General features: G+C 57.7%; 14 protein-coding genes, 1 tRNA gene and 1 pseudogene. 9 read left to right on the top strand and 7 right to left on the bottom strand.

The annotated features are described in order from the left end of the window. The first annotated feature begins 312 nt into the window (after nt 1-312). From AB4N80_RS03595 to AB4N80_RS03580, 4 genes are read left to right on the top strand one after another with little or no spacing between them, the layout of a single operon-like run. Nucleotides 313-1059: a 2OG-Fe dioxygenase family protein gene (locus AB4N80_RS03595; RefSeq protein WP_122565217.1), complete on the top strand. Its 747-nt coding sequence runs from the start codon at nt 313-315 to the stop codon at nt 1057-1059. Nucleotides 1060-1072: 13 nt separating this feature from the next. Then, entirely contained in the window at nt 1073-1510 is a 438-nt protein-coding gene (locus AB4N80_RS03590; protein WP_205929580.1) for a GNAT family N-acetyltransferase, read from the top strand. Beyond that, on the top strand, nt 1507-2220 hold the full coding sequence (locus AB4N80_RS03585; protein WP_122565218.1) for an AzlC family ABC transporter permease: 714 nt from the start codon (nt 1507-1509) through the stop codon (nt 2218-2220). The genes AB4N80_RS03590 and AB4N80_RS03585 overlap by 4 nt, the downstream gene beginning before the upstream one ends. Further along, on the top strand, nt 2199-2516 hold the full coding sequence (locus AB4N80_RS03580; protein WP_122565219.1) for an AzlD domain-containing protein: 318 nt from the start codon (nt 2199-2201) through the stop codon (nt 2514-2516). The genes AB4N80_RS03585 and AB4N80_RS03580 overlap by 22 nt, the downstream gene beginning before the upstream one ends. On the opposite strand, the gene AB4N80_RS03575 is transcribed toward AB4N80_RS03580, so the two are convergent. After that, nucleotides 2433-3359 (bottom strand): LysR family transcriptional regulator, encoded by a 927-nt coding sequence (locus tag AB4N80_RS03575; RefSeq protein WP_122565220.1) that lies wholly within the window; start codon nt 3357-3359, stop codon nt 2433-2435. The two genes, AB4N80_RS03580 and AB4N80_RS03575, sit on opposite strands and share 84 nt — an antisense overlap. Before the next feature lie 447 nt (nt 3360-3806). Between AB4N80_RS03575 and AB4N80_RS03570 the strand changes: the two genes are divergently transcribed. The 4 genes from AB4N80_RS03570 (at nt 3807) to AB4N80_RS03555 (ending at nt 5561) form a co-directional block, all read left to right on the top strand. Beyond that, nucleotides 3807-4097: a type II toxin-antitoxin system RelB/DinJ family antitoxin gene (locus AB4N80_RS03570; protein ID WP_122565221.1), complete on the top strand. Its 291-nt coding sequence runs from the start codon at nt 3807-3809 to the stop codon at nt 4095-4097. Next, nucleotides 4063-4377 (top strand): type II toxin-antitoxin system YafQ family toxin, encoded by a 315-nt coding sequence (locus tag AB4N80_RS03565; protein ID WP_122565222.1) that lies wholly within the window; start codon nt 4063-4065, stop codon nt 4375-4377. Before AB4N80_RS03570 ends, AB4N80_RS03565 begins: the two co-directional genes overlap by 35 nt. Before the next feature lie 96 nt (nt 4378-4473). After that, entirely contained in the window at nt 4474-4884 is a 411-nt protein-coding gene (locus AB4N80_RS03560; RefSeq protein ID WP_354338003.1) for an MbcA/ParS/Xre antitoxin family protein, read from the top strand. Beyond that, on the top strand, nt 4884-5561 hold the full coding sequence (locus tag AB4N80_RS03555; protein WP_460080710.1) for an RES family NAD+ phosphorylase: 678 nt from the start codon (nt 4884-4886) through the stop codon (nt 5559-5561). The genes AB4N80_RS03560 and AB4N80_RS03555 overlap by 1 nt, the downstream gene beginning before the upstream one ends. A gap of 141 nt (nt 5562-5702) precedes the next feature. Here AB4N80_RS03555 and AB4N80_RS03550 read toward each other — a convergent pair whose 3' ends face one another. The 4 genes from AB4N80_RS03550 to AB4N80_RS03535 all read right to left on the bottom strand — a co-directional run bounded on the left by AB4N80_RS03550 (nt 5703) and on the right by AB4N80_RS03535 (nt 9658). After that, nucleotides 5703-7310, bottom strand: coding sequence for a methyl-accepting chemotaxis protein (locus AB4N80_RS03550; protein ID WP_122565225.1), 1608 nt, complete (start codon nt 7308-7310; stop codon nt 5703-5705). Nucleotides 7311-7603: 293 nt separating this feature from the next. Beyond that, nucleotides 7604-8869, bottom strand: a complete 1266-nt coding sequence (locus AB4N80_RS03545; RefSeq protein WP_122565226.1) for a type II toxin-antitoxin system HipA family toxin — start codon at nt 8867-8869, stop codon at nt 7604-7606. Continuing rightward, nucleotides 8862-9113, bottom strand: coding sequence for a helix-turn-helix domain-containing protein (locus AB4N80_RS03540; RefSeq protein ID WP_122565370.1), 252 nt, complete (start codon nt 9111-9113; stop codon nt 8862-8864). Before AB4N80_RS03540 ends, AB4N80_RS03545 begins: the two co-directional genes overlap by 8 nt. A gap of 266 nt (nt 9114-9379) precedes the next feature. Continuing rightward, the gene (locus AB4N80_RS03535) at nt 9380-9658 is read right to left on the bottom strand and encodes a DUF3077 domain-containing protein (RefSeq protein ID WP_460080707.1); all 279 of its coding nucleotides are present in this window, start codon (nt 9656-9658) and stop codon (nt 9380-9382) included. A gap of 519 nt (nt 9659-10177) precedes the next feature. On the opposite strand from AB4N80_RS03535, the gene AB4N80_RS03530 reads away from it, so the two are divergent. After that, the gene (locus AB4N80_RS03530; protein ID WP_460080704.1) at nt 10178-10819 is read left to right on the top strand and encodes a BRCT domain-containing protein; all 642 of its coding nucleotides are present in this window, start codon (nt 10178-10180) and stop codon (nt 10817-10819) included. Nucleotides 10820-10985: 166 nt separating this feature from the next. On the opposite strand, the gene AB4N80_RS03525 is transcribed toward AB4N80_RS03530, so the two are convergent. Both AB4N80_RS03525 and AB4N80_RS03520 read right to left on the bottom strand, forming a co-directional pair. Then, nucleotides 10986-11061, bottom strand: a tRNA-Thr gene (locus AB4N80_RS03525). Nucleotides 11062-11136: 75 nt separating this feature from the next. Further along, nucleotides 11137-11812: pseudogene (locus tag AB4N80_RS03520) on the bottom strand (FkbM family methyltransferase). Between the last annotated feature and the right edge of the window lie 113 nt (nt 11813-11925).

The following is an 11925-nucleotide window of genomic DNA, read 5'->3' as shown; positions in this document are numbered from 1 at the left end:
TTGCTCCCGCTGGGCTGCGCAGCAGCCCTTCTTGGGTGAGCGCTGCGCACTCAAGCGGGAGCAAGCTCCCTCGCCACAATTGATTCATACCTGCCTGAAGTGAATAGGGTTGTGTCGCCAAACTCGGGTTTTTTTTGGCCTTTAGCGCCAGAAAAGCCACTGAAACCACCTGTTTTCCCGAGAAAAAGTCGTACTAATGCAACGCTGCCCACCGTTTCAAGCGTCGCTTGAAATGCCTCAAATACTTTCTCATGGACGTAAATCCTGCACCTACTAGATTAGGCCGCTCAATGCAGTGGAGACCTATGAAAAATGATCGTTCTGAACAGGGAAGTGGGCGAAGCGCTGAGACGTGACAAATTCGTCAACGTTCGCGGTGGGGACTTCAACCTCTACGGTCATTTCGGCGATTTTGTCCGGCTGACCAAAAGCTGGGAAAACATGGAGCCCGACAGTTACTACGGCCAGGCCGAGTCAGGCATGCGTTTTCGCCGCTACAGCGACTTCGAATACAACCCTACGACGCGTGAGCTCAAGCAGCTCGAACACCGGGCCTACGTTCAGTCCAAGGCCAACAACAGCTATGTCGGCGGACTGGAGCGGCACTTCCAGGATTTCTCCAACGAAGTGATCAATTCGCCGGTGATGCGCAGCCTGATCGACACGGACTTCGAGGTGTACAAGAACGTTCTGCCGCAGGAGCTGCACGATGAAATCTGGCAGTGCCAGATCCATCAGATCCGCATCGAGATCAAGCCGGGTAAACAACTGGAAATCACCCCCGAAGGGATTCACTGCGACGGCTATCCGTTCAGCGGCGTGCACTTCTGGGGCCGCCAGAATGTGGCGGGTGCGGAAAGCCGCTTGTACACCGCCCAGGAAGAACAGCTGGCGGCGACGACCTACGAGGACATCCTCGACACCACGTTTTTCCTGGATCGCGACATGCGTCATTACGTGACCCCGGCACGCAACACCCATAGCCATGACATGGCGTACCGGCAGATCCTGGCCATTTCCTTCTCGCGGCCCGGGACCGCTTTCGACATTGTTCGCTGAACGGCTCGAACCCATGGACGAGCCGACGCAGCAAGTCCTGCTGCGCCGGGCGATGATCCGGGACGCCGAGCGACTGGAGCGGTTCTTTCGCGGTTTCGACGAAGTGTCTTTCTGCGAGTGGCAGGACGCCCGATTCTTGCGTGGTGTGTTATTACAGGAAACCACCACCGCCTACCTGGCCATCGATGCGAGCGGCGAAGTAGTGGGCGCGGTGATCGGCGGCATGCTCGGTACCCGTGGCACGATCAATCACTTGGCGGTCAGCCCGCGGCATCGCACCAGAGGCCTGGGCCAGCGCCTGGTCGAGGCCGCATCGGCGGACATGAAGCGGGTCGGCGTGCTGCGCATGTTCCTTTTCGTCGACGATGCTAATCTGGCCGGCAAGCGTTTCTGGGCCGCCCAGGGGTTCTGTGAGCCCCGGGGTGAAATCACCTTCGAGAGGGATTTATGAACAAGACTTCCAGCCAGCCGCTGGCGGTCGAACCACAAGCCTCGCGTACCTTTGCTGAAGCCAGTCCGGTGGTAGCGGGTTATTTCACGGTTTCGTTTGTGTTCGGTCTGATGGCGGTCAACGCCGGGCTGCCCCTGTGGTTGCCGGTGGCGATGTGCCTGTTCGTCTACGCGGGCGCTTCGCAATTCGCGGCGCTGGCGTTGATTTCCAGCGGAGCGTCACTGACCACCATCGTGCTCACTACGTTCCTGATCAATGCCCGGCACATGTTGATGTCGGTCTACATGGCCAAGGCCCTGCGTGCGCTGGGGCTCAGTCGTTTCGAGCGCTGGTGCTACGCGGCAGGGCTGACGGACGAGTCATTCGCTTTCCACAGCGTCAAGCTTGGCAGCGGGGCGCCGGTGAGCGTGCGCTACCTGGTCGGCTTCAACCTGTTCTGCCATACGTCCTGGGTGCTCGGTGGCTTGCTGGGCGCGGTGTGCGCGCAATACGCGGCGCACCTCATCAAATACCAGCTCGACTATGCGCTGACGGCGATGATGCTCTATGTGCTGGTTTCGTTGTGCGACACCCGTAACAAACTGATCGCAGCCCTGGCGGCTGTCCTCTGCATGGGCGGGCTGAGCCTGCTGGGCAGCTCGCCGTTCAATGTCTTCATTGCCACGTTCGTTGGCTGCGGGGTGGGCGTATGCCTGACCAAACGTTCCTGATTCTGGTCGTGGTCCTGATGATGGCGGTGACCTTCCTGCCGCGGGCCCTGCCGCTGCAGATCAATACCGACCACTGGCCGCCCTTCGTCGCCCGTGCCCTGGAATACCTGCCAGTGGCGATCGTCGCTGCCATCAGCCTGACCCCGTTGTTGATCAAGGACCAGCAGATACAGCTCGATCGCCCTGAGTTTTATGCCGCGATTCCGACGCTGTTATGTGCGTATTTCAGCCGCAACCTGTTTCTCAGTGTGGCGCTGGGCACGGCGGCGTACATAGCGCTCGGTTCGTTGCTGTAGCGTCAGGTCCACCACATCATGCAGCGCCTGGCCAGACAGCTCCGGATTATTCACGGCCAGGCGGACCTCAAGGAAATCCTCGAAGTCCGGGAAAATCGCCAGGCCGTTGCGCAACGCTGCCTCCCGGGACACCAGTCCCAAGCCATCGAGCTGGGTGATCAGCGACAACGTCAGCGTTTCACTGCAGGAATACACCATCCGCTGGCTCGACCCGTATTCGCCCAGGCCAGCGTCGAGAAAGCGCAGGAAACTGTGGGAATACGGACATTCTTCTGCCGGACGCACCTGAAACTTGCCACCCAGCAGGCCAAGGGAATCGTCTTCGTCGCCACAATGGGCGCCAACCACCTGCACCTGCACATCCGGCATAGTGATGCTGGTAAAGCCGCCCGGTTGCTGCCCGATAAGGATCGCCAGGTCAAAATCTTCGTTCCTGAGCTTGCTCAGGTTCTCCATCGACTCGGCGTAGCTGAATTCCAATTGATATTGGGGGAACACGGCGATCAACCGATCAATCATCCGCCGGTTGAACTCCGCCGGCAGGGTGGTATTGAGCGCCACTCTGAGCGTGCGCTGTCGCGGCGTCTTGAGCGCCGCGACTTTTTCTTCCAATTGCCGGGTGGCAACCAGCACCTGATCCATGAAGGGGGTCAGTTCCGTGCCCTGGCTCGTCAACGTCAGGCCCTTGTTCGAACGCCGGAACAACCGGAAACCGAACTGCTCCTCGACCTTGTTCAACTGCGCCGCCAACGCCTGCACCGTGAGGCACGAATGCTCGGCCGCTGCCGACAACGAGCCGGTCTGCACGATACGCATAAGGTTGCGTAGGGTTCTGCTATCCATGAGGTAATGCCCTCTGCTTAAGTGGGCTCGCTATTGTTGTGCACCTGGGCCGGGCCAGGTGGTCATGCTGGCTATCATCATGCACCTTGCCACGCTTGTCGCGATTTTGTGCCGAAAAGCGCTGGCTGGCGATGGTTGGAGCTTATGCGGGATTTGGGGATTTTGCCCAGTCGATGCTGACCAAGACCCGTTAACGGGGCATATGGGGCGGTCTTGCGAAAAGTCCTGCATGTGTCTCGGAGCATTCCCAGTCTCATGGCTGATCGCTCTGATATCCGTCCTTGGAAACTCAGGTTGAAATACACCCTTAATGCAGACGTTGCCAAACCTGCCCTTATCCATGCAGGCCGCTTATCCACCTGACGTTGACCCATGGCGGCAGCCCCACCACAATGTTTCTTGAGGTAGCGCTAATGTAGCTACAAAATTAATGATGAGGTTTATTTCATGGGTGCATTATTAAAAACCACCGACGTGCGTTGCCGCATTGATGAGGACTTGAAGGCCCGTGCCACCGAGGTTTTGAACGCTTGCGGATTGAGTGTTAGCGACGCGATGCGTCTTTTCCTGCGCCAGGTTGTTGAGACTCAGGGACTTCCATTCGAGGTGCGAGTGCCGTCGGACAAGACCGCCCGGGCCATGCTTGAGGCACGGGATATCCGTCAACGATTCAACTCGATAGACGACATGCTGAGAGAGGCTGATGGCGAAACCGGGAGAAAAGCAAAAACGCGCTGAATTGCCGAAGCAATGCGCTTATACGTCTGAATTCAAAAAGTCCTGGGAGCGTTACAAGCGGGCAGGGCGACGCGATATGAATGAAGTGCGTCGTGTGATGGTCATGCTTTTTTTGGGTGATCAGCTACCGAGCGAATACATGGATCATGCCTTGACGGGTAACTGGGTTGGATTTCGAGAGTGCCATATTGGCGGTGACTTCCTTTTGATTTATGAGCATTCGCGCCCGAACCTGGTTACGTTTGTTGACTTGGGGAGTCATTCCGAATTGTTCAAATAGGGTATTGGTGACGTACGCATGCGAATAAAAACTTAAAAATAATCCATATGTGTACTATCCTCTAGGCACCACCCCGCTAAAAAGGAGCCCAAACCCATGGCGACTTCCTCCATCACCCTCAACGCACAGCAACAATTGGACTCCCCGGACGCGGGTCGAGTCGCGTTGAAGTTTTTCTTCAATCTCATGGCGCTCTGGGGCTGCAGCATCGAGCAGCAACGCACATTGCTGGGCAAGGTGGGAAATACGACTTTCTACAAATACAAACAATTGCCGGAAAACGTGAAGCTACCTCGCGATACGCTCGAGCGCATTTCCTACCTCATGGGTATTCACAAGGCGCTGAGCATCATCTTCAGCAACAGCCGGGACCGGGCCTATCATTGGGTCAGCAGCCCCAATACCGCGGCACCGTTCAACGGCCAGTCGGCGCTGTCCTACATGTTGACCGGGCGGGTGGTGGACATCGCTGATGTGCGGCGATACCTCGACGGAGTGCGCGGCTGATGGTGCCACCACTGACGGACCCGCAATGGAAACGGGCCTATCGGATCGTCAACAGCAGCTTCCCCCCGATTTCGCTGTTTGAAGACGTACTCGACCCTGAAGACCTGCCCACGGCTTACGCCCTGGAGGCGCTGACCAATGACCGGCTGATGGAACAAGCCGGCGTGCTGTCCCGGGTCCGCCCCGAGGACCGCGTTTCCGGGCCCGGCTCCTCGCCGGTGATGGCGGCGTTTACCCACATCGGCAAAAGCAGCCGCTTCAGCGACGGCACCTTCGGCGTCTACTACGCCGCCAGCAGCCAGGAAGCCGCCATTGCCGAAACTTGCTACCACCAGACACGATTTCTCGGGGCGACGAACGAGCCAGACCTGGAATTGACCATGCGCACCTACGTCAACAAGGTCGTCAAACCCCTGCACGACATCCGCCACGACTACCCCCACCTCCACAATCCGGACCCTACGGCCTACGGCCCATCCCAGGTGTTCGCCCGACAGCTGCGGGAAACCTTGTCTTGGGGGCTGCTGTACAACAGCGTCCGCCTGCCCGGCCATGAATGCGTGGCCGCGTTTCGCCCCCCGGCGGTGTCGATTCCGGTGCAGGGCAAGCATATTCGATACGTCTGGAGCGCCCAGAAGCGGGAGATTTCGTTTGTGTTTGAGGTGAGTCAGGTGTGAGCCAGGGCTTTTTATCGCGTTTTATGGCTGGGCAATAATTATTGCCCAGCCATAATTTTCAATAATTGACGATTATTGAAACTGGCGGCTGCTGTGCAGCCCAGCGGGAGCCAGCTCCCTGGCCACAAAAGTGTCGACTGATCAAATCTTGAACTGCTGCACCGAAGCCTGCATCGATCCCGCCGCATCGTTCAATTGATCCGCCGTTTGCGTCAGGTTGTGAATCGAGCGGGTGTTCTCACGGGATTGCTCGGCAATCGACTCCACTCGCTGGGCCATCTCGTCACTGGCTTTGGATTGCTCGGCAATCGTCTGGGAAATCTCCTCCACCACTTCGGCCGCATGCCGGGCGCCGGTGCGGATTTCGCTGATGGAGACCCCTGCCTGCTGGGCCAGGTTGACGCCTTCGTCCACGCGGCTGACGCACGCCTGCATGTTCGCCACCGCGTCCCGTGCGCTGGACTGGATGCGCTCGATCATCGCGGTGATTTCCTGGGTGGACTGCGTCGTGCGCGCCGCCAGGTTGCGCACTTCGTCGGCCACTACCGCAAAACCGCGACCCGCCTCACCGGCGCGGGCCGCTTCGATGGCGGCGTTGAGGGCCAGCAAGTTGGTCTGTTCGGCGATGCTCTTGATCACCTGGATGATGGAGTGAATGTCTTCAGACGAGGCGTCCAGCGCCGTGATCTTGCTGGACGACTGGTTGACCACCTCGGCGATCCGGTTCATGCCTTCTACCACCCCGAGAATCACTTGGCCGCCGCTGCTCGCCAAATGTTCGGACTGCGCCGAAATCGTCCGGGCGCTGTCGGCGTGCTGATGGATCTGGCTGATGTTCGCCATCATCTGCTCCATGCTCGCCGCCATGCTGGTCGCGCTTTGGGCCTGCTGATCGGCGCTGGACACAATCTGCCGCGCCGTATCGCCCAAATTCTGGGACGTGCCGTGTAATTCATCGCTCTGGTTGCGGATGGTGGCGATCATCTGCCGCAGATTGGTCTGCATTTGCTCGATCACGCCTTGCAACTGACCCAGTTCATCCTTGCTCTGAGCCCCCATCGAGCGCTGCAAATCCCCTTGGGAAATCGCCTGGGTATTGAGGATGATCTTGTTCAGCGGCGTCAGCACCGCCTTGAGCAGACTCCACGACAACAGCGCCAGCGCCACGCAGGTGGCCAGCAACGTCGCGATCAGCCAGCGCTCCGAGGTGTGAATGCTGTGGTCCTGATGCTCGCGCGATGACTGCGCCTGGTTTTCGATCAGCTCGCTCACCGCCTCGTTGCGCTCCTCCAACGCCGAAAACGCCCCGTCGAACTCCGCCCGCAACGCCTGGCCATCCTGGGCGCCATTCAGCGCCTTGCCGATCACTTGCTTGGCTTTATCGATGTAGGTTTCGACCTGTGGCTTGAGCTCGCCAATCGCCTTGGCGACATCCCCCGGCAACTTCGCCTCGGCGTTTTCGGCGATGACCTTGCGCATCCGCTGCGTATGCTCATCGAACGCCTCCAGCACCTCTTTGGCCCCCTGGGCATCCCCCGGCTTCACCAGCAGCGCGGCCAGCACATCGGCACGAATGGCGTCATGCATCATGTCCGCCTCCATGTGCTTGCGCATGGCCGAAATACTGGTCTCGTTCTGCACCAGGGCCTCGGTCATGGAGTGATAACCCCACAGCCCGATACCGCCGAGCAAAAGCGCAAAAGAAAGACTGACCAACCCCGAGCCTATGACCTTGGTGCGGATCTTCATTGCCTACTGCTCCTGGAGCGGGGAATTCTGGGAAAGTGTAGTCGAGTGCCAGCCGAGCCTTGGGTCAGGCGATGCTCTTATCCGAAGCTATCGGCGGGGGAATTGATTAGATGAATACGCCGCAAACCCGTGGCGAGGAGCTTGCTCCCGCTGGGCTGCGATACAGGTAGCTCGTTCGTTTTATCAGCTCTACCGCACGCATCGGTTTTACGGCGGCTTCGCCTCCGAGCGGGAGCAGGCGCCCTCGCCACGGGGGCCGGCAGGCTCAAGGTCCTTGCGAACATAAGTCGAGTTCATTTTTGCGCCAATGGATTCCCCCTGAACCGCAACGGTGCCGAGTCATAAAGTGCGGCAAACCGACCCGCGTCCCACTCTCCTCGCATACCCTCCAGCAACCCTCCATCAACTCGATACCCGCTGCTCGCCAGCGCCTGGCTCATCGCATCGGCGATTCGTTCGATGATCAAAGCGGGCTTATCAACTTTGCAATGCTTACGACCGAACTCGATCAATTGCTTGCGATCAGGATAATTTTTTACCTTGTTCATCTTGATCGCCAATGTGCGATCTACCAGCGAGCGGCCAGACTTGGGGTTGTAGTGTTCATAAACCGTGGTGGTGGTGACATCAAAAACCGGCGCCAACCGCACGCTTTCCGGCGCGTCCGGATGCGTATAGATAACACCAAAGTTTTTTAGATGGGCGTCGCCGTTGCGCACCATGACCGAGAGGCACACCGAGGAAAAAAAGCGCTCCAACTCGCGAACCGGTTCAGCATGACGGCATACCTGTTCCACTACTGCGGCAAGGATTTCGTAGCTTTGGGAGTATTTGTAATTGTCGTGGGGGTCTTTGTGCAGGCCGAGCAACACCGCCATGTCTTCGAACCCCAGCCGTCCGGAAGGGGTCAGGTCGAACCTTTCCATAACAAACAACTCGCCGTTTTCCGAGAGCCAGAATGGCGGCGTTTCAAGACCTGCCAGGCGAGCCGCCTCCAGGCAAAGGAATTCGTTTTGCGCCAAATGGGCATACTCATCGGCACCGGATTTAACGATCAGATCGGAGCTGAGCATAGTTTTTCGATCACCCGTCAGCTTGTCCAAGTCAGGTACGAGTACCTTGGGCTGCACACCCGAAATACCTGACTCGAAATACGTATCGACCAGAAAATCAAAAACGCTTTGTGAAATGTCCGCCGACAGAATGTCCTGCAGTCCGACCTGAGCACGAACAGGCACCGAAGCCTCGACAGGATTTATATAGCTGAGTCGCCCGATTTGATTGCCGCCTATTACCGACAACAGGCGCATATCGTCGACCTGCATATGCCTAGCCATCCGACGCTTGATCTGGTCCACCAGAAAACCCTCAGGCACATTCATGTCAAATATCGGATGAAGGACACTGCTGACTGAAGGCGTAGGGTCATAGGGCATGACCAGCGAAACCTCCCGAGGCGCCTCGGCACTGGCATAAGCAAACGAGAGTTGCGAACCTTTGGACAAGTCTCCGCTATAGCCTTGTGGTGTCATGACATTGAGCAGCTTGACCCTACTCATCATGTTCCACCAGATCCGCTAGGGATTTGAGATCGATGCGTTTATCGACGACTTCCAGTGCCATCCCCAATGCCGACACGACCCGAAACAGGGTGTATATGGCCACGTTTTCACCGGCTTCGAGGTCGATGATTGTCTTGCGGTTGCAGTGGGCTTTTTCAGCAAGACGCTGTTGGCTGTAGCCTTTTGCACGGCGTAGCGCACGCATTCTTTCGCCGAGAGCTGAGGGATTGAGAATAAGCACGATGTCCACCATAACGGACTTTTTCCGAGTGAGCCCCAAGTATGTCCTTAATGGCGGACATTTCAAGCATCTTATGACGGGCATCCCAGAGTGGGAAAGGGACTGATCACACTACCTGAAACTCTGCTTCTGAAAATCTCGTAGGAATTTGCTTCCTGTGGCGAGGGAACTTGCTCCCGCTGGGCTGAAGCAGCCCTTCTTTAATCCGCTCCTGTAAATAAAAAATTCAATGCTGCCCGCTCGGAGCAGCATTGCAGCGGCGGCCCTTAATTCGGATTGCTCCCTGGCGCCTCCAGCACCTTCACCACGTCATCGATGACGGCCTTGCTCATATCCTGCAAATAACACGACGCCCAGGCATACCGGTCCGTACTGCGGATCATCGCCGCGTCCTCGGCCAGGACCTTGGCAACGTGGAGCAGGTCAGAGGCGTGGGACAGGGCTTCGCCGATGGGGATGCCGCTGTTGACACGGAATAGCGGGCGGTCGGAGTGGTAGCAGAAGGGGGTTAGGCCTGGGGTTTTGAGGTCTTTGGGATGGGTCATTGCGCACCTCCTTTTGCCAATTGGCGGCGGACGGCGACTAGCAAAGCGATAAAGCGAGATTGCAGCAGATCCATGGCGTGCATCGATAAACTCCCATATCAAATGAGAGCTGCCACGTTCGTTCTCAGGCGAATGGGTGGCAGCTGTGCGCAGGCTGAGAAACCGGAGATACAGGAACCCGGCAGACCCGAAGGTCTCCCACGCACAGCCGCCATTGCACGGAATGCGGACGTAAAAAAACGCCGCAAAACGTGGTTCGGGCGCTGTAGCGCCTGCATCTTACTCGGGTTCTCAGGCCCGGTCGCTGAATAGGCAGCGACGTTCAGAGAGTAGCGGGCGATTGGATGGGGGAAAAGCGTGGCGCGATGCTGGCCGGGTTAAATTGTGTGTCCGGGATTAACGCATCTGTGATCAACGGTACGAGGTAAGGTCGGGCAGAGCGAGCTTGCAGCTGTGTGGCGGAGTGCTAGCTTTATGACATTGCCGCTTCCGAGCCACACCATCCAAGGAAAGCTCGTAATGGACCTACACAATGAATTCGAAAACAGTAAATTCTTCCATCGTGCCCGCATCGATCGACGCGCTGCTGATGCATTGGTCGGGCTGGCGGCAGGGATTGCGGCAGATGGTGTTGTGAATACCACCGAAGCGGTTTTCCTGAAGCAATGGTTGGAAAGCAATCTGGCGCATCTGAACGATCCGGTGATCAACCTGCTGTATTCGCGTTTGGCGTGCATGCTTCAGGACGATATTCTGGACCAGGACGAGTCTCTTGAGCTGCTTAACATCCTGCATGGTTTTTCTGGCGTAGGCGTTGATAGATCGCAGATCGGCGGAGTTGCCGCCGTTACTCCTACTGACCTTCCATTCAACTCCCCAGCCCCTGATTTGCTATGGGATGGCCGAATGTTTGTATTTACAGGCGTCATGGCTTTTGGGCCGCGCAAAGATTGCCAGGCATTGGTCGAGGAGCGTGGCGGTTTGATTGGGGGCGGGGTGAGTAAGAAGGTGCATTACCTAGTGGTCGGCAGCGTGGGTAATGAACAGTGGCGCCACAGCACCTACGGAACGAAGATCATGAAGGCAGTGGAACTGCGGGAGGCGGGTGCTTCGATTGCCATTGTGGGTGAGGATCACTGGCAAAAGATGTTGTTTGGTTGAGCTGGTCTAGGAAACGCACCCCGTTGTCTTGGCCGAAAGATTGTCGGTGGGTTTGGCGCCTCATCGCGAGCAAGCTCGCTCCCACAGGTTTTTCAGGGTTTGGACGAAAAGTGAACACCCCAGAAACAACAAAGCCCCCGCATTTCTGCGAGGGCTTTGTTTTGTATGGTGCCGGCACCAGGAGTCGAACCCGGGACCTACTGATTACAAGTCAGTTGCTCTACCAACTGAGCTATACCGGCGTGTGGGCGACGATTATAGCGATTGGGTGCGTTCTGTAAACCCCTGAATTCTGACTATTTTTGCGCAGGTCCGGCTTAGGCGCGGTGCAGCAGGTTGCGCAGTTTGTTCAGGGCTCGCCAGGTGCGGCTGTTTTGCATGGCGTGGAGTTGGGCTTCGGCTTGTTCAGCCCGTTGCAGGGCGGCACTGAGTTGTTGGTTCGTGTCGTCGACGGGGTGGCTGAATTTGTGGCCTTTGCAGAGTTGGAAGCCGTCGAGGTTGCACGGGGGGATGTCGAAGGCGGGTTTGAGGGCCAGGTGTTCTTCGGCGAGGTAGTAGGTGTTGATGCCGTCGAACAGGATGGACTGGTAGCCGGTGTCGGTCACCAGGGTTTCCCAGACCTGGTCGCGGGCCCATGGGGTTTCGATGAGGATGATCCAGGGGCGCCAGCGGCTGAAGTCCATGCCGCGCAGCACGGTTTCTTCGTGGCTCTCGACGTCGATTTTCAGGAAGTGGATAGGGCGGTCCTGGGCGTATTGCTCGCAGATGGCGGCCAGGGTGCGGGACTGGACGGTCTGGTTGCGCACGTCCATGCCGGCGTCGCGGTGTTGTTGGCAGAGCGCGTCGTAGTAGGCCGACACTGGCTCGATGTTTGCCGCGCCAGCTGCGGTCTTAAAACGCTCGGGTGCCCGAATCATCTGTCGGATGGTTGGCGCCGACGTCGAGGTAAAAGCCGTTTTCCACCGAAGGGCGGGCACTGAATTCGGCGGTTATGTCGTTTTGCTTAGACGCTTATGCACAACGGGCAGGATGAGTCGCGGTACATCTTGCGATTTTGTGACCGCTTTCGCGTTTAGTCGCAAATGCCTGTTTTCATGGTTTTTTAT

The sequence above is a fragment of the Pseudomonas sp. H3_A02 genome, assembly GCF_054671965.1.
Note: the sequence above shows the minus strand (reverse complement) of the source record. Positions and strands in the feature narration are given on the sequence as shown.

Coding starts and splice junctions, on each gene's coding strand:
- AB4N80_RS03570 (WP_122565221.1), top strand. CDS start 3,807: ATGGGTGCATTATTAAAAACCACCGACGTGCGTTGCCGCATTGATGAG.
- AB4N80_RS03555 (WP_460080710.1), top strand. CDS start 4,884: ATGGTGCCACCACTGACGGACCCGCAATGGAAACGGGCCTATCGGATC.
- AB4N80_RS03575 (WP_122565220.1), bottom strand. CDS start 3,359: ATGGATAGCAGAACCCTACGCAACCTTATGCGTATCGTGCAGACCGGC.
- AB4N80_RS03550 (WP_122565225.1), bottom strand. CDS start 7,310: ATGAAGATCCGCACCAAGGTCATAGGCTCGGGGTTGGTCAGTCTTTCT.
- AB4N80_RS03565 (WP_122565222.1), top strand. CDS start 4,063: ATGGCGAAACCGGGAGAAAAGCAAAAACGCGCTGAATTGCCGAAGCAA.
- AB4N80_RS03580 (WP_122565219.1), top strand. CDS start 2,199: ATGCCTGACCAAACGTTCCTGATTCTGGTCGTGGTCCTGATGATGGCG.
- AB4N80_RS03560 (WP_354338003.1), top strand. CDS start 4,474: ATGGCGACTTCCTCCATCACCCTCAACGCACAGCAACAATTGGACTCC.
- AB4N80_RS03585 (WP_122565218.1), top strand. CDS start 1,507: ATGAACAAGACTTCCAGCCAGCCGCTGGCGGTCGAACCACAAGCCTCG.
- AB4N80_RS03530 (WP_460080704.1), top strand. CDS start 10,178: ATGGACCTACACAATGAATTCGAAAACAGTAAATTCTTCCATCGTGCC.
- AB4N80_RS03535 (WP_460080707.1), bottom strand. CDS start 9,658: ATGACCCATCCCAAAGACCTCAAAACCCCAGGCCTAACCCCCTTCTGC.
- AB4N80_RS03590 (WP_205929580.1), top strand. CDS start 1,073: ATGGACGAGCCGACGCAGCAAGTCCTGCTGCGCCGGGCGATGATCCGG.
- AB4N80_RS03595 (WP_122565217.1), top strand. CDS start 313: ATGATCGTTCTGAACAGGGAAGTGGGCGAAGCGCTGAGACGTGACAAA.
- AB4N80_RS03545 (WP_122565226.1), bottom strand. CDS start 8,869: ATGAGTAGGGTCAAGCTGCTCAATGTCATGACACCACAAGGCTATAGC.